This is a genomic window from Pseudomonas persica (genome assembly GCF_900291015.1).
GTDB lineage: Bacteria > Pseudomonadota > Gammaproteobacteria > Pseudomonadales > Pseudomonadaceae > Aquipseudomonas.
This window is the reverse complement of the sequence record NZ_OLKL01000047.1, coordinates 42848-64517: the sequence shown is the minus strand read 5'-3', so window position 1 is coordinate 64517 and position 21670 is coordinate 42848. Positions and strand designations below refer to the sequence as shown.

The window sequence follows — 21670 nt, the reverse complement described above, 5'->3', positions numbered from 1 at the left end:
TCCCCATCTAGGTGTCAAGCCTTCAAGTATTACCGCAGTTGGCCAAAGTAGTCGCTGCTACCAAATTCAAGTTTCGGGAGAGTTAACATGGGTAAAATCATCGGTATCGACCTGGGGACCACCAACTCGTGCGTCTCCATTCTGGAAAACGGTAACGTCAAGGTCATCGAAAACGCCGAGGGCGCGCGTACTACCCCTTCGATCGTGGCCTACGCCAACGACGGCGAAATCCTGGTTGGCCAGTCGGCCAAGCGCCAGGCCGTCACCAACCCGCACAACACCTTGTTCGCGGTGAAGCGCCTGATCGGCCGTCGCTTCGAAGAGCAGGTCGTGCAGAAAGACATCCAGCTGGTTCCGTACAAGATTGCCAAGGCCGACAACGGTGATGCCTGGGTCGAAGTGAACGGCCAGAAAATGGCGCCGCCGCAAATCAGCGCCGAAGTTCTGAAAAAGATGAAGAAAACCGCCGAAGACTACCTCGGCGAGCCAGTGACCGAAGCGGTCATCACCGTACCGGCCTACTTCAACGACAGCCAGCGTCAGGCTACCAAGGATGCCGGTCGCATCGCTGGTCTGGACGTAAAACGTATCATCAACGAACCGACCGCCGCTGCGCTGGCCTACGGCATGGACAAGGCCAAGGGCGACCACACTGTCATCGTTTATGACCTGGGTGGTGGTACCTTCGACGTTTCGGTCATCGAAATCGCCGAAGTCGACGGTGAGCACCAGTTCGAAGTACTGGCCACCAACGGCGACACCTTCCTGGGTGGCGAAGACTTCGACATGCTGCTGATCGACTACCTGGTCGAGGAGTTCAAGAAAGAATCCGGCATGAACCTGAAGGGCGACCCGCTGGCCATGCAGCGCCTGAAGGAAGCTGCTGAAAAAGCCAAGATCGAGCTGTCGTCCGCTCAGTCGACCGACGTCAACCTGCCGTACATCACTGCAGACGCCACTGGTCCCAAGCACCTGAACGTGAAGATTTCCCGCGCCAAGCTGGAGTCGCTGGTTGAAGGTCTGGTGCAGCGCACCATCGAGCCTTGCCGCATTGCTCTGAAAGACGCCGGTATCGACGTTGCCAAGATCGACGACGTGATCCTGGTCGGTGGCCAGACCCGTATGCCGCTGGTACAGAAAACCGTTGCCGACTTCTTCGGCAAGGAAGCGCGCAAGGACGTCAACCCCGACGAAGCCGTGGCCATGGGTGCTGCGATCCAGGGTGCCGTGCTGGCCGGTGACGTGAAAGACGTACTGCTGCTGGACGTCAGCCCGCTGACCCTGGGTATCGAAACCATGGGTGGCGTGATGACTTCGCTGATCGAGAAGAACACCACCATCCCGACCAAGAAGTCGCAGGTGTTCTCGACTGCCGACGACAACCAGGGCGCCGTGACCATTCACGTGCTGCAGGGTGAGCGCAAGCAGGCTGCGCAGAACAAGTCGCTGGGCAAGTTCGACCTGGCTGACATTCCGCCGGCTCCGCGTGGCGTGCCGCAGATCGAAGTAACCTTCGACATCGACGCCAACGGCATCCTGCACGTCAGCGCCAAGGACAAGGCCACCGGCAAGTCGCAGTCGATCGTGATCAAGGCCAACTCCGGCCTGTCGGACGAAGAAATCGAGCGCATGGTGCGTGACGCCGAGGCCAACGCCGAGGAAGACCGCAAGTTCGAAGAGCTGGCCGCTGCCCGTAACCAGGGTGACGCGCTGGTTCACTCGACCCGCAAGATGGTCGCTGACGCGGGTGACAAGGTTACTGCTGAGGAGAAAACCGCCATCGAGGCTGCCGTTGTTGCCCTGGAAGCCGCTGTCAAAGGCGACGACAAGGCTGCCATCGACGCCAAGGTCGAAGAGCTGTCCAAGGTTTCGGCACCGGTTGCCCAGAAGATGTACGCCGAGCAGTCGGCCGAACAGCCTCAGGGTGGCGCGCAGCAGGCCGAGCCGGAAGCCAAGCACGATGACGTGGTTGACGCCGAGTTCGAAGAAGTGAAAGACAACAACAAGCAGTAATCCCTGCATGTTGTCGGCCAGTTCACCGCCGTTTGGCGGTGAGCTGGTAGGATGTCGCCGCGCGGGGGCTTGCTCCCGCGTTGGCGTATCTGGAATTCGAGAATTTTTACAGCATCTGTCAGTGGCCCCGGTGGGCAAAAGTCAGGTGCTGATGGCGCGGCGCAGATGCCAGACGCCCAACAAGGTGCAAATGACCTATGTCCAAGCGTGATTATTATGAGGTCCTGGGTGTCGAGCGCGGCGCCAGCGAAGCTGACCTCAAGAAGGCTTATCGCCGTCTGGCGATGAAGTACCACCCGGACCGCAATCCGGGCGACAAAGAGTCGGAAGACAGGTTCAAGGAGGCCAACGAGGCCTACGAAGTGCTGTCCGACGCGAGCAAGCGCGCGGCGTTCGACCAGTATGGCCATGCTGGCGTTGACCCGAGTATGGGTGGCGGTGGTGCTGGTTTCGGTGGCGCCAACTTCTCCGACATCTTTGGCGATGTGTTCAGCGACTTCTTCGGTGGTGGTCGCGGCGGTGGCCGTGGCGGCGCCCAGCGTGGCAGCGACCTGCGCTACACCCTGGAGCTGAACCTGGAGGAAGCGGTGCGTGGCACCACGGTCAGTATCCGCGTGCCTACTCTGGTCAACTGCCAGCCTTGCGACGGCTCTGGTGCCAAGAAGGGGTCCACGCCGTCGACCTGCCCGACCTGTGGCGGTATCGGCCAGGTGCGCATGCAGCAGGGTTTCTTCTCGGTGCAGCAAACCTGCCCGCGCTGCCATGGCCAGGGCAAGATCATTACCGACCCCTGCACCTCGTGCCATGGCGAGGGCCGTGTCGAGGAATACAAGACGCTGTCGGTCAAGGTGCCGGCGGGTGTCGATACCGGCGACCGCATCCGCCTCTCGGGCGAGGGCGAGGCTGGCACCCATGGTGGCCCGACTGGCGACCTGTACGTGGTGATCAATGTGCGTGAGCACGAGATCTTCCAGCGTGATGGCAAGCACCTGTACTGCGAAGTACCGATCAGCTACACCGATGCTGCCCTGGGTGGCGAGCTGGAGGTGCCGACCCTCGATGGCCGGGTGAAGCTGAAGATTCCGGAAGGCACCCAGACCGGCAAGCAGTTCCGTCTGCGCGGCAAGGGTGTTGCCCCGGTGCGCGGTGGTGGTGCGGGTGACCTGCTGTGCCGTGTGGCGGTGGAAACCCCGGTCAACCTCAGTCGCCGTCAGCGCGAGCTGCTTGAAGAGCTGCGTGATTCGCTGGAGGGTGATAGCTCCCACTCGCCCAAGGCCAATGGCTGGTTCGATGGCGTGAAGCGCTTCTTCGGCGACCTCTGACAAGGAAATGGCTATGCGACGTATTGCAGTGATGGGTGCGGCAGGGCGGATGGGCAAGACCCTCGTCGAGGCCGTGCAGCAACAGGCGCCTCAAGCGGGCCTGACGGCGGCGATCGACCGCCCGGACAGCTCGCTGGTGGGGGCGGATGCCGGTGAGCTGGCGGCCCTGGGCCGTATCGGTGTGCCGATTTCCGACGACCTGGCCAAGGTGGTCGACGAGTTCGACGTGCTGATCGACTTTACCCACCCTTCGGTGACCCTGAAGAACCTGGCGTTCTGCCGCAAGGCGGGCAAGGCCATGGTCATCGGTACCACTGGCTTCACTCCGGAAGAGAAGCAGCAGCTGGCCGAAGCCGGCAAGGAAATCCCGATCGTCTTCGCCGCCAACTTCAGTGTCGGCGTCAACCTGTGCCTGAAGCTGCTGGATACCGCGGCGCGCGTGCTGGGTGACGATGTCGATATCGAAATCCTCGAGGCGCATCACCGGCACAAAGTCGATGCGCCGTCGGGCACTGCGCTGCGCATGGGGGAAGTGGTTGCCCAGGCGCTGGGGCGTAACCTGCAGGAAGTGGCTGTGTATGGTCGTGAAGGGCAGACCGGTGCACGTGAGCGTCAGACCATTGGCTTTGCCACCGTGCGTGCCGGTGATGTGGTGGGTGACCATACCGTGCTGTTCGCCGCCGAAGGTGAGCGCGTGGAAATCACCCACAAGGCCTCCAGCCGCATGACCTTTGCCAAGGGCGCTGTGCGTGCGGCGCTGTGGCTGGATGGGCGCGAGCCTGGCCTGTATGACATGCAGGATGTGCTCGAGCTGCGTTAAGCAGGTAGGGCGGTGCTGGCTTCTTCGCGGGTAAACCCGCTCCCACAGGTGTAGCGTTGCCCTCAGGCGTGGCGCGATCCCTGTGGGAGCGGGTTTACCCGCGAAGAAACAGCCACAGATGTCAGCCTGTCGCATTGATGTGTTTTAGAGACACATCTGCGGTAGACCGAAAACGCACTTTTCTGTAAGCTACAGCTTTAGTGTGTCCACTAAAAGCGCGCAGCGAATTGAATTCAGCACATGAAAGCGGGGTGACGTGTCCATACGTCACTCCGCTTTTTTGCAACCTGCGATCGCCCTTTCATGCTTGATTTACGGGAGGTCTTCTTGACAAAGCCAGCCATACTCGCCCTTGCCGACGGCAGTATTTTCCGCGGTGAAGCTATCGGTGCCGACGGTCAGACCGTTGGTGAGGTGGTATTCAACACCGCTATGACCGGCTACCAGGAAATCCTTACAGACCCTTCCTACGCGCAGCAAATCGTTACCCTGACCTATCCGCACATCGGCAATACCGGTACTACCCCGGAAGACGCCGAGTCGAACCGTGTCTGGTCCGCTGGCCTGGTCATCCGTGACCTGCCGCTGCTGGCCAGCAACTGGCGTAACACCCAGTCGCTGCCTGAGTACCTCAAGGCCAACAACGTCGTCGCCATCGCCGGCATCGACACCCGTCGCCTGACCCGAATCCTGCGTGAAAAGGGCGCTCAGAACGGTTGCATCCTCGCCGGTGACAACATCAGCGAAGAAGCCGCCATCGCCGCTGCCCGCGCCTTCCCGGGCCTCAAGGGCATGGACCTGGCCAAGGTCGTATCCACCAAGGAACGCTACGAATGGCGCTCCAGCGTGTGGGAGCTGAAGACCGACAGCCACCCGACCATCGAAGCCGCTGACCTGCCGTACCACGTGGTTGCCTTCGACTACGGCGTCAAGCTGAACATCCTGCGCATGCTGGTTGCCCGTGGTTGCCGTGTGACCGTGGTGCCGGCCCAGACCCCGGCCAGCGAAGTGCTGGCACTCAACCCGGACGGCGTGTTCTTGTCCAACGGCCCTGGTGACCCTGAGCCGTGCGACTACGCCATTCAGGCGATCAAGGCCATCCTCGAGACCGAGATCCCGGTATTCGGCATCTGCCTCGGCCACCAGCTGCTGGCCCTGGCTTCTGGCGCCAAGACCGTGAAAATGGGTCACGGCCACCACGGTGCCAACCACCCGGTCCAGGACCTGGACACTGGTGTGGTCATGATCACCAGCCAGAACCACGGTTTTGCGGTCGACGAGGCCACCCTGCCGGGCAATGTTCGCGCCATCCACAAGTCGCTGTTCGACGGCACCCTGCAGGGTATCGAGCGTACCGACAAGAGCGCGTTCAGCTTCCAGGGCCACCCTGAAGCGAGCCCAGGCCCGACCGACGTCGCGCCACTGTTCGATCGTTTCATCGATGCCATGGCCAAGCGCCGCTGAGCATCCTGCTTCAAGGCCCCGGGCCGGCTTGCGCCGCGCCCGGAAGCGCCTGACCCAGATTGTTCAAAGCGGCTTGCCGACTGACCCCGGATTTGAGTGACAACCATGCCAAAACGTACAGACATCAAAAGCATCCTGATTCTCGGCGCTGGCCCGATCGTGATCGGCCAGGCCTGCGAATTCGACTACTCCGGCGCCCAGGCCTGTAAAGCCCTGCGCGAGGAAGGTTTCCGCGTCATCCTGGTGAACTCCAACCCGGCCACCATCATGACCGACCCGGCCATGGCCGACGCCACCTACATCGAGCCGATCAAGTGGCAGTCGGTGGCCAAGATCATCGAGAAAGAGCGCCCGGACGCACTGCTGCCAACCATGGGTGGCCAGACCGCACTGAACTGCGCCCTGGACCTGGAGCGCCACGGCGTTCTGGACAAGTTCGGCGTGGAAATGATCGGTGCCAACGCCGACACCATCGACAAGGCCGAAGACCGCTCGCGTTTCGACAAGGCGATGAAGGACATCGGCCTGGAGTGCCCGCGCTCCGGTATCGCCCACAGCATGGAAGAAGCCAACGCGGTCCTCGAGCGCCTGGGCTTCCCGTGCATCATCCGTCCGTCGTTCACCATGGGCGGCACCGGTGGTGGTATCGCCTACAACCGTGAAGAATTCGAAGAAATCTGCGCCCGTGGCCTGGACCTGTCGCCGACCAAGGAACTGCTGATCGACGAATCGCTGATCGGCTGGAAGGAATACGAGATGGAGGTGGTCCGCGACAAGAAGGACAACTGCATCATCGTCTGCTCGATCGAGAACTTTGACCCGATGGGCGTGCACACCGGTGACTCGATCACCGTTGCTCCGGCACAGACCCTGACCGACAAGGAATACCAGATCATGCGCAACGCCTCGCTGGCGGTGCTGCGTGAAATCGGTGTTGAAACCGGCGGTTCCAACGTGCAGTTCGGTATCTGCCCGAACACTGGCCGCATGGTCGTGATCGAGATGAACCCGCGCGTTTCGCGTTCCTCGGCGCTGGCCTCCAAGGCCACCGGCTTCCCGATCGCCAAGATCGCTGCCAAGCTGGCTGTCGGCTACACCCTCGACGAGCTGCAGAACGACATCACCGGCGGCCGTACCCCGGCGTCCTTCGAACCGTCGATCGACTACGTCGTCACCAAGCTGCCGCGCTTCGCCTTCGAGAAATTCCCGAAAGCCGACGCCCGTCTGACCACCCAGATGAAATCCGTGGGTGAAGTCATGGCCATCGGCCGTACCTTCCAGGAGTCCCTGCAGAAAGCCCTGCGCGGCCTGGAAGTCGGCGCCTGCGGCCTCGACCCGAAAGTCGACCTGGCCAGCCCGGAAGCCAGCAGCATCCTCAAGCGCGAGCTGACCGTACCGGGCGCCGAGCGTATCTGGTACGTGGCTGACGCCATGCGCGCCGGTATGACCTGCGAGCAGATCTTCGAACTGACCGGCATCGACATGTGGTTCCTGGTGCAGATGGAAGACCTGATCAAGGAAGAAGAGAAGGTCAAGACCCTGGCCTTGTCGTCGATCGACAAGGACTACATGCTGCGCCTCAAGCGCAAGGGCTTCTCTGACCAGCGTCTGGCCAAGCTGCTGGGTATCACCGACAAGAACCTGCGCCGTCACCGCCACAAGCTGGAAGTGTTCCCGGTGTACAAGCGCGTCGACACCTGCGCTGCCGAGTTCGCCACCGACACCGCCTACCTGTACTCCACCTACGAGGAAGAGTGCGAGGCCAATCCGTCGACCCGCGACAAGATCATGATCCTGGGTGGCGGCCCTAACCGTATCGGCCAGGGTATCGAGTTCGACTACTGCTGCGTACACGCCGCCCTGGCGCTGCGTGAAGACGGTTACGAGACCATCATGGTCAACTGCAACCCGGAAACCGTCTCCACCGACTACGACACCTCCGACCGCCTGTACTTCGAGCCGCTGACTCTGGAAGACGTGCTGGAAGTGTGCCGCGTCGAGAAGCCGAAAGGCGTGATCGTCCACTACGGCGGCCAGACCCCGCTGAAACTGGCTCGCGCCCTGGAAGAAGCCGGCGTACCGATCATTGGTACCAGCCCGGATGCCATCGACCGCGCCGAAGACCGTGAGCGTTTCCAGCAGATGGTTCAGCGCCTGAACCTGCTGCAGCCGCCAAACGCTACCGTGCGCAGCGAAGAAGAAGCCATCAGCGCTGCTGGCGGCATCGGCTACCCGCTGGTAGTGCGCCCGTCGTACGTACTCGGCGGCCGTGCCATGGAAATCGTCTACGAACTGGACGAGCTCAAGCGCTACCTGCGTGAAGCGGTACAGGTGTCCAACGACAGCCCGGTACTGCTCGACCACTTCCTCAACTGCGCCATCGAGATGGACGTGGATGCGGTGTGCGACGGCACCGACGTGGTGATCGGTGCGATCATGCAGCACATCGAACAGGCCGGCGTTCACTCCGGTGACTCGGCGTGCTCGCTGCCACCTTACTCGCTGAGCAAGGAAGTGCAGGACGAAGTCCGCGTACAGGTCAAGAAAATGGCCCTGGAGCTGGGTGTGGTCGGCCTGATGAACGTGCAGCTGGCCTTGCAGGGTGACAAGATCTACGTGATCGAAGTCAACCCGCGCGCCTCGCGTACCGTGCCGTTCGTGTCCAAGTGCATCGGCACCTCCCTGGCGATGATCGCAGCTCGCGTCATGGCTGGCAAAACCCTGAAAGAGCTGGGCTTCACCCAGGAAATCATCCCGAACTTCTACAGCGTCAAGGAAGCCGTCTTCCCGTTCGCCAAGTTCCCGGGGGTTGACCCGATCCTCGGCCCTGAGATGAAATCGACCGGTGAAGTGATGGGTGTCGGTGACAGCTTCGGCGAAGCCTTCGCCAAGGCCCAGATGGGTGCCAGCGAAGTGCTGCCGACCGGCGGTACCGCGTTCATCAGCGTGCGTGACGACGACAAGCCGCAAGTGGCTGGCGTTGCTCGCGACCTGATCGCCCTGGGCTTCGAAGTGGTTGCAACGGCTGGCACCGCCAAGGTTATCGAGGCGGCTGGCTTGAAAGTGCGCCGTGTGAACAAGGTGACCGAAGGTCGCCCGCACGTGGTCGACATGATCAAGAACGACGAAGTGTCGCTGATCATCAACACCACCGAAGGCCGCCAGTCGATCGCCGACTCCTACTCGATTCGTCGCAATGCGCTGCAGCACAAGATTTACTGCACCACCACCATTGCGGCCGGTGAAGCCATCTGCGAGGCGCTGAAATTCGGTCCGGAAAAGACCGTTCGTCGCCTGCAGGATCTGCATGCAGGACTGAAAGCATGAGCATTACCAAGTACCCGATGACCGTCCAGGGCGCTCGCGCCCTGGAAGAGGAGCACCTGTTCCTGAGCAAGACCGAGCGCCCGCGCCTGAGCCAGGCCATCGGCGAAGCGCGCGAACTGGGCGACCTCAAGGAAAACGCCGAGTACCATGCCGCCCGTGAGGAGCAGGGCATGGTCGAGGCACGTATCCGTGATATTGAAGGCCGCCTGCAGAACTCGGTGGTGATCGACGTGACTACCATTGCCCATACCGGCAAGGTCATCTTCGGTTCAACCGTTGACCTGGAAAACACCGAGACCGGTGACCAGGTTACCTACCAGATCGTTGGCGAGGACGAGGCCGACGTGAAGAAGGGCAAGCTGTCGAACAGTGCGCCGATCGCCCGCGCCATCATTGGCAAGGAAGAAGGGGATACCGTTGTCGTCAAGACGCCAAACGGTACGGTCGAGTACGAGATTGTCGAAGTCAAGCACATCTGACCGGCGCCTGCGGGCGCCATCCCTCGAGGGGATCCTCTGGCAACTGGCCCAGGTTTTCTGGGTCGGTGGCTTGTGGGTGTTTCACGTGGGGCTGGTGCCCGCGCTCAAGGTCAGTGGCCTGGCGCCGCTGCTGGTACAGGATATCGCCGGGCAGATCGACCGCTGGTTGATCGGCGTGGCGTTGCTTGGCTTGTTGACCCAGCTGGCAGTGCTGGCGAGGGTGGACGGCCTGGCGGCCTGGTGGCGGCAGTTCCGTGGCCAGATGCTGTTGCTCGGCTTCGGTGCCTGCGTGGGTTATTACACCTTGCGCTACGGTATTTCCGTTGGCGAGCGCTGGCAGCTGCTCTGTTTCCTGGTGTTGGGTTTTTCCGGCATCGTGCTGGTGGCCCAGCCGGTGCCAGTGAAGGCCCGCCGCTAGCCCAGACTGTCGCGTTCCTTGTGGGAGCGGCCTTGTGTCGCGATTGGGCCGCAAGGCAGCCCCGGCAATATCTGCACGAATGCTGATATCCGGGGGCCGCTTTGCGGCCCAATCGCGACACAAGGCCGCTCCCACAGGTGCCGCGTCAGGCTGAAAACCTGTGCCGTTACTTGTAGCGGTGGATGTTGGACAGCTGCTTGTTCGGCTGTGGGTTCTTGCGGTAGATCAGGGCTTTCTTGCCGATGGTCTGCACCAGCTCGGCACGGCCGGCCTTGCACAGTTCGGCAATGGTCTCGGCACGCTCTTCGCGGTCCTCCGAGCGAATCTCGACCTTGATCAGCTCATGGTCGACCAGGGCACGCTCCAGTTCGGCGATGACGCCTTCATTCAAACCGTTGCCCGCAACGATCAGGACCGGCTTCAGGTCATGACCAATGGACTTGTATTGCTTCTTCTGCTCGTTATTGAGCGGCATAATCTGACCCTTTCCGTCTGATTCTGTAAAATTGACCGGCATTTTACCCGAGGGCCACCGGCTCCGCCCAGTCAATCACGACGCATATCATCGAGGTGCCCCGTGGTACAACGTTCCAAAAGCAGCGCAAACTGGCTGCGAGAGCATTTCAACGATCCTTTTGTGAAACAGGCACAAAAGGATGGCTACCGCTCGCGTGCGAGCTACAAACTGTTGGAGATCCAGGAAAAGGACCGACTGATCCGCCCAGGCATGAGCGTGATCGACCTCGGCGCGGCTCCTGGTGGCTGGTCGCAGGTGACCAGTCGTCTGATTGGTGGCCAGGGCCGCCTGATCGCGTCCGACATCCTGGAGATGGACTCGATTCCGGATGTGACCTTCATCCAGGGCGACTTCACCCAGGATGAAGTGCTGCAGCGCATTCTCGAGGCCGTCGGCGATTCGCACGTAGACCTTGTGATTTCCGACATGGCCCCCAATATGAGTGGTACGCCCGCGGTGGACATGCCGCGTGCCATGTTCCTCTGCGAGCTGGCCCTCGATCTGGCAACCCGCGTACTAAAGCCCGGCGGCGACTTCCTGATCAAGATTTTCCAGGGCGAAGGCTTTGACGTGTACCTCAAGGACGTGCGCAGCAAGTTCGACAAGGTACAGATGCGCAAGCCCTCGTCGTCGCGTGACCGTTCCCGCGAACAGTACCTGCTGGGCAGGGGTTTCAAAGGGGCATGAAAGGCGTGAAGCAGGGTGGCCGATAGTTATTTCCAATCGGCCGCTGCGTCAGGATCGTCCGAACTTCGTGTAGTCTTGCTTTCACAAAGGGTTACAGACGGTGCCTGCGGCTGCGTAGGTAATGTAGTAAGTTAGGGCGATGAATATCATGCGAGGAACGGCTGCGTCGTGCGCCGACCTCAGAGGGTAGCGAATTGAACGACATGGCAAAGAATCTGATCCTGTGGTTGATCATCGCAGCTGTCCTGGTGACGGTGATGAACAACTTCTCCAGCCCTAACGAGCCGCAGACCCTCAACTATTCCGACTTCATCCAGCAGGTCAAGGATGGCAAGGTCGAGCGTGTGACCGTCGACGGCTACATCATTACCGGCAAGCGCGCCGACGGCGACAACTTCAAGACCGTGCGCCCGGCCATTACCGACAACGGCCTGATCGGCGATCTGGTCGACAACCACGTCATCATCGAAGGCAAGCAGCCTGAGCAGCAGAGCATCTGGACCCAGCTACTGGTGGCCAGCTTCCCGATCCTGGTGATCATTGCCGTATTCATGTTCTTCATGCGCCAGATGCAGGGCGGTGCGGGCGGCAAGGGCGGGCCGATGAGCTTCGGCAAGAGCAAGGCGCGCCTGCTGTCCGAAGACCAGGTCAAGACCACCCTGGCCGACGTTGCAGGTTGCGACGAAGCCAAGGAAGAGGTTGGTGAGCTGGTCGAGTTCCTGCGCGACCCGGGCAAGTTCCAGCGCCTGGGCGGCCGTATCCCGCGTGGCGTGCTGATGGTCGGCCCGCCCGGTACCGGCAAGACCCTGCTGGCCAAGGCCATCGCCGGCGAGGCGAAGGTGCCGTTCTTCACCATTTCCGGTTCGGACTTCGTGGAAATGTTCGTCGGTGTCGGCGCCAGCCGTGTGCGCGACATGTTCGAACAGGCCAAGAAGCACGCCCCGTGCATCATCTTCATCGACGAGATCGACGCCGTTGGTCGCCACCGTGGCGCCGGCATGGGCGGCGGTCACGACGAGCGTGAGCAAACCCTCAACCAGTTGCTGGTGGAGATGGACGGCTTCGAGATGAACGATGGCATCATCGTCATCGCCGCTACCAACCGTCCGGACGTGCTCGACCCGGCGCTGCTGCGCCCAGGCCGCTTCGACCGCCAGGTGGTGGTCGGCCTGCCGGACATCCGCGGTCGCGAACAGATCCTCAAGGTGCACATGCGCAAGGTGCCGGTCGGCGAGAACGTCAACCCGGCGGTCATCGCTCGTGGTACCCCTGGCTTCTCCGGTGCCGACCTGGCCAACCTGGTCAACGAGGCCTCGCTGTTTGCCGCGCGTTCCAACAAGCGCCTGGTCGAAATGAAAGAGTTCGAGCTGGCCAAGGACAAGATCATGATGGGCGCCGAGCGCAAGACCATGGTCATGTCCGAGAAAGAAAAGCAGAACACCGCCTACCACGAGGCTGGCCACGCTATCGTCGGTCGCCTGGTGCCTGAGCACGATCCGGTCTACAAGGTTTCTATCATTCCGCGTGGTCGTGCCCTGGGCGTGACCATGTTCCTGCCGGAAGAGGACCGCTACAGCCTGTCCAAGCGCGCACTGATCAGTCAGATCTGTTCGCTGTATGGCGGCCGTATTGCCGAGGAAATGACCCTGGGCTTCGACGGTGTCACTACCGGCGCGTCCAACGACATCATGCGTGCCAGCCAGATCGCCCGCAACATGGTGACCAAGTGGGGGCTGTCCGAGAAGCTCGGCCCGCTGATGTACGCCGAAGAAGAAGGCGAAGTGTTCCTCGGTCGCAGTGCCGCCAGCCAGCACGCCAGTGTTTCCGGCGAAACCGCCAAGCTGATCGACTCGGAAGTGCGCAGTATCATCGACCAGTGCTACGCCACGGCCAAGCAGCTGCTCACCGACAATCGTGACAAGCTCGATGCCATGGCCGAAGCGCTGATGAAGTACGAGACCATCGACGCCGAGCAGATTGACGATATCATGGCCGGCCGTACCCCTCGCGAACCGCGCGACTGGGATGATGACTCTGCTTCGGGCAAACCTGCCGCCCAGGGTGATCGCCCAGAATCGCCGATCGGCGGTCCAGCGGCTCAACACTAAGGGCATCTATGAGCTCAGTGCAGTACCCGACCCGGTTGCCTTGCGGCAACCGGGTTCTTGATTTGTCGCGTACCCATGTCATGGGTATTCTCAATATCACCCCTGACTCCTTCTCTGATGGCGGGCGCTTCAACCAGCGCGATGAGGCGTTGCGGCATGCCGAAGCGATGGTTGCCGCAGGCGCCACGCTGATCGACATTGGCGGCGAATCCACGCGACCGGGTGCGCGCGCGGTATCGGTGACCGAGGAGCTGGAGCGGGTGGCGCCCATGGTCGAGGCGATCAATAGCCGCCTCGATGTGGTTATCTCGGTCGATACCTCCACGCCAGCGGTCATGCGTGAATCGGCGCGCCTCGGTGCCGGGCTGATCAACGACGTGCGAGCCCTGGAGCGCGATGGTGCCCTGGACGCGGCGGCGGATACCGGCCTGCCGGTGTGCCTCATGCACATGCGCGGCGAGCCGGGTAACATGCAGGACGACCCGCATTACCAAGATGTGACCGTCGACGTTACGCGCTATCTTGAGCAGCGGATGGCCGCCTGTGCTGCGGCGGGCATCGACGCTAACAGAATCATCCTTGATCCGGGCTTCGGTTTCGCCAAGACACTGGCGCACAACCTGAGCCTGTTCAAGCACATGGAAGCGCTCTATCGCCTTGGGCGCCCGCTGCTGGTGGGCGTTTCACGAAAGAGCATGATCGGCCTGACGCTGGAACGTCCGGTCGGCGAGCGCTTGTACGGCAGCCTTGCGCTGGCGGCGTTGGCCATGACCAAGGGGGCGAGCATCCTTCGTGTCCATGATGTGGCCGAAACCGTTGATGTAGTGCGCATGATCGCTGCGGTGCAAAACGCCGAATAAGAACATTGGAGTCCCTATGAGCAGAAAATACTTTGGTACCGACGGCATTCGTGGCCGCGTCGGCGAATACCCGATCACGCCTGACTTCATGCTGAAGCTTGGCTGGGCGGCCGGCATGGCCTTCCGCAAGCAAGGCCACTGCCGGGTGCTGGTGGGCAAGGACACGCGTATCTCCGGCTACATGTTCGAGTCCGCACTCGAAGCCGGCCTGTCCGCGGCGGGTGCCGACGTGATGCTGCTCGGGCCGATGCCGACGCCGGCCATCGCCTACCTGACGCGTACCTTCCATGCTGAAGCCGGCATCGTCATCAGTGCATCGCACAACCCGCACGATGACAACGGCATCAAGTTCTTCTCGGGCCAGGGCACCAAGCTGGCGGACGAAGTCGAGCTGATGATCGAGGAATTGCTCGACCAGCCGATGACCGTTGTCGAGTCGAGCAAGCTGGGCAAGGTTTCGCGCATCAACGATGCCGCCGGCCGCTATATCGAGTTCTGCAAGAGCAGCGTGCCGAGCAGCACCAGCTTCGACGGCCTCAAGCTGGTTGTCGACTGCGCCCACGGTGCCACCTACAAGGTTGCGCCAAGCGTATTCCGCGAGCTGGGTGCCGAGGTGACCGTGCTGCATGCGCAGCCCGACGGCCTGAACATCAACGAAGGCTGCGGCTCGACCCACATCGAATCGTTGCAGGCTGCCGTGCTGGTGGGGCACGCCGACCTGGGCATCGCTTTCGATGGCGACGGCGACCGCGTGCTGATGGTCGACCATACCGGTGCCATCGTCGACGGTGACGAGCTGCTGTTCATCATCGCCCGCGACCTGCAGGATCGTGGCAAGCTGCAGGGCGGGGTAGTGGGCACGCTGATGAGCAACCTGGGCCTGGAGCTCGCGCTGAAGGACCTGGATGTCCCGTTCGTGCGGGCCAAGGTCGGCGACCGGTACGTCATGGCCGAGTTGCTGGAGCGTGAGTGGCTGGTCGGTGGTGAAAACTCCGGTCACGTCGTGTGCTGCAACCACACCACCACGGGTGACGCGATTATCGCTGCACTGCAGGTGCTGATGGCGCTCAAGCGCCGTGGTGAAACCCTGGCCCAGGCCCGTCAGGCCCTGCGCAAGTGCCCGCAGGTGCTGATCAACGTGCGCTATGGCGCCAGCAAGGTCGACCCGCTGGAGCACCCGTCGGTCAAGGAAGCCAGCGCCAAGGTGACCGAGGCTTTGGCCGGGCGCGGTCGTGTGCTGTTGCGCAAATCCGGTACCGAGCCGTTGGTGCGGGTGATGGTCGAGGGCGAGGACGAAAGCCAGGTGCGTGCGCACGCAGAAGCGCTGGCCAAACTGGTCGGCGAAGTTTGTGTCTGAAGGCGCTTGCCAGCGCAGATAGGGTTGGGTACTATCTGCGCCCACTTTGACCGACGAGGTAAAGCATGCGTCGCCCTATGGTAGCTGGTAACTGGAAGATGCACGGTACCCGCGCTAGCGTCGCTGAGCTGACCGAAGGCTTGAGAAATCTGGCCTTGCCGAGCGGAGTGGAAGTCGCGGTGTTTCCACCGGCCTTGTTCATCAATCAAGTGATCGATGGTCTGGCGGGTAAGGAAATTACTGTCGGCGCACAGAATTCTGCAGTACAACCCGAACAGGGTGCGCTGACCGGAGAAGTTGCTCCGGAACAGCTGGTTGAAGCAGGTTGCAAGTTGGTGTTGATTGGCCATTCAGAGCGTCGCCAGATCATTGGTGAAACTGACGAAGTGCTCAATCGCAAGTTTGCGGCGGCCCAGGCCAAAGGTTTGAAGCCAGTGCTTTGCATCGGGGAAACCCTTGAAGAGCGCGAGGCTGGCAAAACGCTCGAAGTTGTCGGGCGTCAACTAAGCAGTATCATCGAGGCATTCGGTGTTAAGGCTTTTGCCAATGCAGTAATTGCCTATGAGCCTGTATGGGCCATCGGCACCGGCCTTACGGCCACGCCACAGCAGGCCCAGGATGTGCACGCCGCCATCCGCGGCCAGCTGGCGGCAAAAGATGCTGAAGTGGCTGCGAAGGTGCAGTTGCTCTACGGCGGCAGCGTGAAGGCGGCCAATGCGGCCGAACTGTTCGGCATGCCGGATATCGATGGGGGGCTCATTGGTGGGGCTTCCCTGAACGCAGACGAATTCGGTGCAATTTGTCGCGCCGCAGGAAACTGAACAAATGCTGGAAACAGTCATCGTTGTTTTTCATCTGTTGGCAGCGCTGTCGCTTGTAGTGCTGGTTCTGTTGCAACAGGGTAAGGGTGCGGAAGCAGGTGCATCTTTCGGCGCGGGTGCTTCAAATACCGTGTTCGGGAGCCAGGGCTCTGCAACGTTCCTGAGTAAATTAACTGCAATACTCGCTGCCACTTTCTTTTTGACAGCACTTGGGTTAGGATACTTCGCGAAGCAACAAGCTCACCAGCTTAGCCAGGCAGGTCTTCCAGATCCAGCAGTGCTAGAAGTGAAAGAGCCGCAGAAACCGGCAGTTAATGATGATGTACCGGTGCTCCAGCAGCAGAAGAGCGAAACCACTCCTGATACGGGTGATGTTCCTCCTCCGGCACAAGAGCAGAAGTAACGGGTTTCAAGTAGTAGTATTGCCGAGGTGGTGGAATTGGTAGACACGCAACCTTGAGGTGGTTGTGCCCATAGGGTGTAGGGGTTCGAGTCCCCTTCTCGGTACCAATTAAAGCTTGAGAGCCCGCTTTAGCGGGCTTTCTTGCAGGTGAAGGTTCGGATTTGACCCTCAACAGGGTTCGGTCTTATACTTTTGCCCCAGCTTTGTCGCGGGGTGGAGCAGCTTGGTAGCTCGTCGGGCTCATAACCCGAAGGTCGTTGGTTCAAATCCAGCCCCCGCAACCAGCTTCAGCGGAGCCCCTTTTCAGGGGCTTTTTGCTAGCCGAACAGTTTTCGGCGTCGTTGTCCAACGGCGCTTTCAGGGATGGGCGCTTTGCCCATTTTTTATTTGCACAGCATGCACGAGGGGGTTCAGGTGTCGAGCAAGCTAGAACAGTTGCAGGCCTTGTTGGCCCCGGTTGTCGAGGGTCTGGGCTATCAATGCTGGGGGATCGAATACGTTTCCCAGGGTAAGCATTCGGTACTGCGCATCTACATCGACAAGGAAGGCGGCATCCTGGTGGACGACTGCGAAGCGGTCAGCCGTCAGGCCAGCGCAATTCTCGATGTGGAAGATCCGATCAGCAGTGAATACACCCTTGAGGTGTCTTCTCCAGGCATGGATCGCCCACTGTTCACTCTGGAACAGTTTGCCTCGCATGCCGGCGAACAAGTGAAGATCAAGCTGCGCTCACCCTTCGAGGGTCGTCGTAACTTCCAGGGCCTTCTCCGCGGTGTGGAGGAGCAGGACGTGGTGGTCCAGGTGGACAATCAAGAGTTCCTGTTGCCGATCGACTCGATCGACAAGGCCAATATTATTCCCAGTTTTGACTGAGACGTGCCGGGACCGGCGTACGATCCGGGCCCAATGGCTTGCGCAAGGCGAGGCGTACGATGAGCAAAGAAGTACTGCTGGTTGTTGAATCGGTATCCAACGAAAAAGGTGTACCGCCCGGCGTCATTTTCGAAGCGCTGGAAGTGGCACTGGCCACTGCAACCAAAAAACGTTTTGAAGACGAAGTCGACCTGCGTGTGGAAATCAACCGCCACACCGGTAGCTACGAGACCTTCCGTCGCTGGACCGTGGTCGACGAAGCCGATCTTGATGATCCGGCGATCGAGACCTGGTTGAGCAAGATTCACGAAACCCACCCGGAAGCCAAGGTCGGTGACGTGATCGAAGAGAAGATCGAGTCCATCGAGTTCGGTCGTATCGCCGCCCAGACCGCCAAGCAGGTCATCGTGCAGAAGGTCCGTGAGGCCGAGCGTGCCCAGGTGGTCGATGCCTACCGCGAGCGCGTTGGCGAGATCATCTCCGGTACCGTTAAAAAGGTTACCCGCGACAACGTCATCGTTGACCTGGGCAATAACGCCGAGGCCCTGCTGGCCCGCGAAGACATCATTCCGCGCGAGACCTTCCGTGTTGGTGTGCGCCTGCGTGCGCTGCTCAAGGAAATTCGCACCGAGAACCGTGGCCCACAGCTGATCCTGTCGCGCACCGCGCCACAGATGCTGATCGAGCTTTTCCGCATCGAAGTGCCGGAAATTGCCGAGGGCCTGATCGAAGTCATGGCTGCCTCCCGTGATCCGGGTTCGCGAGCCAAGATCGCCGTCCGCTCCAAGGACAAGCGCATCGACCCGCAAGGCGCCTGTATCGGCATGCGTGGTTCGCGCGTCCAGGCTGTATCCGGGGAGTTGGGTGGTGAGCGTGTGGATATCGTCCTGTGGGACGATAACCCGGCGCAGTTTGTCATCAACGCCATGTCGCCGGCTGAAGTCGCGGCGATCATCGTTGATGAAGATGCCCATGCCATGGACATCGCCGTTGCCGAGGACAACCTGGCCCAGGCCATTGGTCGTGGCGGTCAGAACGTTCGCCTGGCCAGTCAGCTGACCGGCTGGACCCTGAATGTGATGACCGAGAAGGACATCCAGGCCAAGCAGCAGGCCGAAACCGGTGACATCCTGCGCAATTTCATCGATGAACTGGAAGTCGACGAGGAGCTGGCCCAAGTGCTGGTCGACGAAGGCTTCACCAGCCTCGAAGAAATTGCCTACGTACCGTTGGAAGAAATGCTCAACATCGATGGCTTTGACGAGGATATCGTCAACGAGCTCCGCGCTCGAGCCAAGGACCGTTTGTTGACCAAGGCCATCGCTACCGAAGAAAAACTGGCAGACGCCCATCCGGCTGAAGACCTGCTCTCCCTTGAGGGCATGGACAAGGACCTGGCGGCGGAACTGGCGGTGCGCGGCGTGGTTAACCGCGAAGACCTGGCCGAGCAGTCGATAGACGATCTGCTCGACATCGACGGCATCGACGAAGAGCGTGCCGGCAAGTTGATCATGGCCGCCCGAGCCCACTGGTTCGAGTAATTAGGCGCGGCCTGAGGAGAGAAGTGCATGACGCAAGTCACGGTGAAAGAACTGGCCCAAGAGGTCGAGGCACCGGTAGAGCGCCTGCTGCAGCAGATGCGTGAGGCAGGTCTGCCGCACACCGACGCCGGTCAGGTAGTGACCGACAATGAGAAGCAGACCCTGCTTACTCATTTGAAGAGCAGCCACAAGAGCAAGGCGGAAGAGCCGCGCAAGATTACCTTGCAGCGCAAAACCACCAGCACCCTGCGTGTCGCCGGTAGCAAGAGCATCAGCGTAGAAGTACGCAAGAAGAAAGTATTCGTGCAGCGCAGCCCGGAAGAGGTCCAGGCTGAGCAGAAGCGTGAGCTGGAAGAGCGTCGCTCGGCTGAAAACGCCGCTCGTGAGAAGGTCGAGGCCGATGTTCGCCAGCGCAACGAAGAGCAGGCTCGCCGTCTGGCCGCCGAAACCGCTGCAGCAGCCCCTGCGCCTGCCGCCAAGCCAGAGGCGGCGCCTGCCGCTGCTCCGGCCCCGGTAGTTGCCGACGCCCCGGCCTCCGAAGACGCCGCAGCCCGTGCTGCCGAGCGCAAGAAGGACGAAGCCCGTCGTAGCGAAGGCCGTACCCGTGACGAAGACCGTCGTGGTGGTCGTGGTGAGGCCCCGCGTGTGTCGATCAAGGTCAAGGTCAAGGAGAAGGAAAAGGCTCCGACTCCACGTGCGGCGCCGCGCACCACCGATGAAGAGAGCGATGGCGTACGCCGTGGCCGCGGTGGCAAGAGCAAGCTGAAGAAGCGCAACCAGCACGGCTTCCAGAACCCGACCGGTCCAGTCATCCGTGACGTGACCATCGGTGAGACCATCACCGTTTCGGAATTGGCCCAGCAGATGTCGGTCAAGGCCGCTGAAGTGGTCAAGTTCATGTTCAAGCTGGGTACCCCGGTCACCATCAACCAGGTGCTCGACCAGGAAACCGCTCAGCTGGTCGCCGAAGAACTGGGCCACAAAGTGACCCTGGTCAGCGATACCGCCCTGGAAGACTCCCTGGCCGAATCGCTGAAGTTCGAAGGTGAAGTGGAATCGCGCGCGCCGGTCGTTACCGTCATGGGTCACGTTGACCATGGTAAGACCTCGCTGCTCGACTACATCCGTCGTGCCAAGGTTGCCGCTGGCGAAGCTGGTGGTATTACCCAGCACATCGGTGCCTACCACGTGGAAACCGATCGCGGCATGGTCACCTTCCTCGACACCCCGGGCCACGCTGCCTTCACCGCAATGCGTGCCCGTGGTGCCAAGGCGACCGACATCGTCATCCTGGTGGTGGCGGCGGACGACGGCGTGATGCCGCAAACCCGCGAAGCCGTTCAGCATGCCAAGGCAGCCGGCGTTCCGCTGGTGGTCGCGGTGAACAAGATCGACAAGCCGGGTGCCGACCTCGACCGCATCCGCAACGAGCTGGCCGTCGAAGGCGTCACCTCCGAGGACTGGGGTGGTGACACTCCGTTCGTCAAGGTTTCGGCGAAGATGGGTACCGGCGTCGACGAACTGCTCGAAGCTGTCCTGCTGCAGGCCGAGATCCTCGAGCTGACCGCTACCCCGACCGCTCCAGGTCGTGGTGTGGTTGTCGAATCGCGCCTGGACAAGGGCCGTGGCCCGGTGGCGACCATCCTGGTTCAGGACGGTACCCTGCGTCAGGGCGACATGGTCCTGTGCGGCTCCAACTATGGCCGCGTGCGCGCCATGCTTGACGAGAACGGCAAGCCTGTGAAGGAAGCCGGCCCGTCGATCCCGGTCGAAATCCTCGGCCTGGACGGTACCCCGGAAGCCGGTGACGAGCTGTCCGTGGTCGCCGACGAGAAGAAGGCCCGTGAAGTTGCCATGTTCCGTCAAGGCAAATACCGCGAGGTCAAGCTGGCCCGTGCTCACGCCGGCAAGCTGGAAAACATCTTCGAGACCATGGGTCAGGAAGAGAAGAAGACCCTCAACATCGTCCTCAAGACCGACGTGCGTGGTTCCCTGGAAGCACTGCAGGGTTCGCTGTCGAGCTTGGGCAACGACGAAGTTCAGGTGCGCGTGATCGGTGGCGGCGTCGGTGGTATCACCGAAAGCGACGCCAACCTGGCGCTGGCTTCGAATGCAGTACTGTTCGGCTTCAACGTGCGTGCCGATGCCGGCGCGCGCAAGATCGTCGAGCAGGAAGGTCTGGATATGCGTTACTACAACGTGATCTACGACATCATCGAAGACGTCAAGAAGGCCCTGACCGGCATGCTCGGCAGCGATGTTCGCGAGAACATCCTGGGTGTCGCCGAAGTGCGTGACGTGTTCCGTTCGCCGAAGTTCGGCGCCATCGCTGGCTGTATGGTCATCGAGGGTACCGTGTACCGCAACCGTCCGATCCGCGTACTGCGCGAAGACGTTGTGATCTTCGAAGGCGAGCTGGAGTCGCTGCGTCGCTTCAAGGACGACGCCTCCGAAGTGCGTAACGGCATGGAGTGCGGTATTGGCGTGAAGAGCTACAACGACGTCAAGGTCGGCGACAAGATCGAAGTCTTCGAGAAAGTCCAGGTGGCTCGTACCCTTTAAGGGCGAGCGAGCCGCAAGCGCCCGCTGCAGGGCAGCTTGCGGTACCTCTTCAGGTAGCGCCCGGTCAGGCCATTGGTCTGTCCGGGCGTTTGCCGCTT

The 21670-nt window shown here is 61.2% G+C and carries 17 protein-coding genes and 2 tRNA genes; 18 read left to right on the top strand and 1 reads right to left on the bottom strand.

Translation table 11 applies throughout. The features are described 5' to 3' along the window. Positions 1-87 precede the first annotated feature (87 nt). The 7 genes from dnaK to FQ664_RS22340 all read left to right on the top strand — a co-directional run bounded on the left by dnaK (position 88) and on the right by FQ664_RS22340 (position 9843). The gene (dnaK, locus tag FQ664_RS22375) at positions 88-2013 is read left to right on the top strand and encodes a molecular chaperone DnaK (protein ID WP_144174966.1); all 1926 of its coding nucleotides are present in this window, start codon (positions 88-90) and stop codon (positions 2011-2013) included. 197 nt (positions 2014-2210) lie between these two features. After that, complete coding sequence (gene dnaJ, locus FQ664_RS22370) at positions 2211-3335, top strand: molecular chaperone DnaJ (protein ID WP_144174964.1); 1125 nt, start codon at positions 2211-2213, stop codon at positions 3333-3335. Between the two features lie 13 nt (positions 3336-3348). After that, on the top strand, positions 3349-4155 hold the full coding sequence (gene dapB / locus FQ664_RS22365) for a 4-hydroxy-tetrahydrodipicolinate reductase (protein ID WP_063911796.1): 807 nt from the start codon (positions 3349-3351) through the stop codon (positions 4153-4155). 327 nt (positions 4156-4482) lie between these two features. Further along, positions 4483-5619 (top strand): glutamine-hydrolyzing carbamoyl-phosphate synthase small subunit, encoded by a 1137-nt coding sequence (gene carA, locus FQ664_RS22355; RefSeq protein ID WP_144174962.1) that lies wholly within the window; start codon positions 4483-4485, stop codon positions 5617-5619. A gap of 105 nt (positions 5620-5724) precedes the next feature. Further along, positions 5725-8946, top strand: a complete 3222-nt coding sequence (carB, locus tag FQ664_RS22350; RefSeq protein WP_144174960.1) for a carbamoyl-phosphate synthase large subunit — start codon at positions 5725-5727, stop codon at positions 8944-8946. Then, positions 8943-9425, top strand: a complete 483-nt coding sequence (gene greA, locus FQ664_RS22345) for a transcription elongation factor GreA (RefSeq protein ID WP_144174958.1) — start codon at positions 8943-8945, stop codon at positions 9423-9425. The genes carB and greA overlap by 4 nt, the downstream gene beginning before the upstream one ends. Next, a complete protein-coding gene (locus FQ664_RS22340) occupies positions 9403-9843 on the top strand; it encodes an MFS transporter (RefSeq protein ID WP_144174956.1) in 441 nt (146 codons plus the stop codon). The genes greA and FQ664_RS22340 overlap by 23 nt, the downstream gene beginning before the upstream one ends. Before the next feature lie 166 nt (positions 9844-10009). Here the strand turns inward: FQ664_RS22340 and yhbY are convergent, their stop codons facing one another. Next, complete coding sequence (gene yhbY, locus FQ664_RS22335) at positions 10010-10318, bottom strand: ribosome assembly RNA-binding protein YhbY (RefSeq protein WP_003249945.1); 309 nt, start codon at positions 10316-10318, stop codon at positions 10010-10012. 102 nt (positions 10319-10420) lie between these two features. On the opposite strand from yhbY, the gene rlmE reads away from it, so the two are divergent. The 11 genes from rlmE to infB all read left to right on the top strand — a co-directional run bounded on the left by rlmE (position 10421) and on the right by infB (position 21572). After that, positions 10421-11047, top strand: a complete 627-nt coding sequence (gene rlmE / locus FQ664_RS22330; protein ID WP_015271862.1) for a 23S rRNA (uridine(2552)-2'-O)-methyltransferase RlmE — start codon at positions 10421-10423, stop codon at positions 11045-11047. A gap of 203 nt (positions 11048-11250) precedes the next feature. Then, the gene (ftsH, locus tag FQ664_RS22325; RefSeq protein ID WP_112250010.1) at positions 11251-13155 is read left to right on the top strand and encodes an ATP-dependent zinc metalloprotease FtsH; all 1905 of its coding nucleotides are present in this window, start codon (positions 11251-11253) and stop codon (positions 13153-13155) included. An 8-nt stretch (positions 13156-13163) separates the two neighbouring features. Next, positions 13164-14015, top strand: coding sequence for a dihydropteroate synthase (gene folP / locus FQ664_RS22320; protein ID WP_144174954.1), 852 nt, complete (start codon positions 13164-13166; stop codon positions 14013-14015). 16 nt (positions 14016-14031) lie between these two features. Beyond that, a complete protein-coding gene (gene glmM, locus FQ664_RS22315; protein ID WP_144174952.1) occupies positions 14032-15372 on the top strand; it encodes a phosphoglucosamine mutase in 1341 nt (446 codons plus the stop codon). 65 nt (positions 15373-15437) lie between these two features. After that, positions 15438-16193, top strand: a complete 756-nt coding sequence (tpiA, locus tag FQ664_RS22310) for a triose-phosphate isomerase (protein WP_144174950.1) — start codon at positions 15438-15440, stop codon at positions 16191-16193. A gap of 4 nt (positions 16194-16197) precedes the next feature. Next, the gene (gene secG / locus FQ664_RS22305) at positions 16198-16596 is read left to right on the top strand and encodes a preprotein translocase subunit SecG (protein ID WP_085625692.1); all 399 of its coding nucleotides are present in this window, start codon (positions 16198-16200) and stop codon (positions 16594-16596) included. A gap of 21 nt (positions 16597-16617) precedes the next feature. Further along, positions 16618-16703 (top strand) — tRNA-Leu (locus FQ664_RS22300). Positions 16704-16803: 100 nt separating this feature from the next. Then, positions 16804-16880: transfer RNA gene (locus tag FQ664_RS22295), tRNA-Met, on the top strand. 130 nt (positions 16881-17010) lie between these two features. After that, positions 17011-17469 (top strand): ribosome maturation factor RimP, encoded by a 459-nt coding sequence (gene rimP, locus FQ664_RS22290; RefSeq protein WP_003249960.1) that lies wholly within the window; start codon positions 17011-17013, stop codon positions 17467-17469. A gap of 59 nt (positions 17470-17528) precedes the next feature. Continuing rightward, the gene (nusA, locus tag FQ664_RS22285) at positions 17529-19010 is read left to right on the top strand and encodes a transcription termination factor NusA (RefSeq protein WP_027595024.1); all 1482 of its coding nucleotides are present in this window, start codon (positions 17529-17531) and stop codon (positions 19008-19010) included. Positions 19011-19037: 27 nt separating this feature from the next. After that, on the top strand, positions 19038-21572 hold the full coding sequence (gene infB, locus FQ664_RS22280) for a translation initiation factor IF-2 (protein WP_144174949.1): 2535 nt from the start codon (positions 19038-19040) through the stop codon (positions 21570-21572). Positions 21573-21670: the final 98 nt, after the last annotated feature.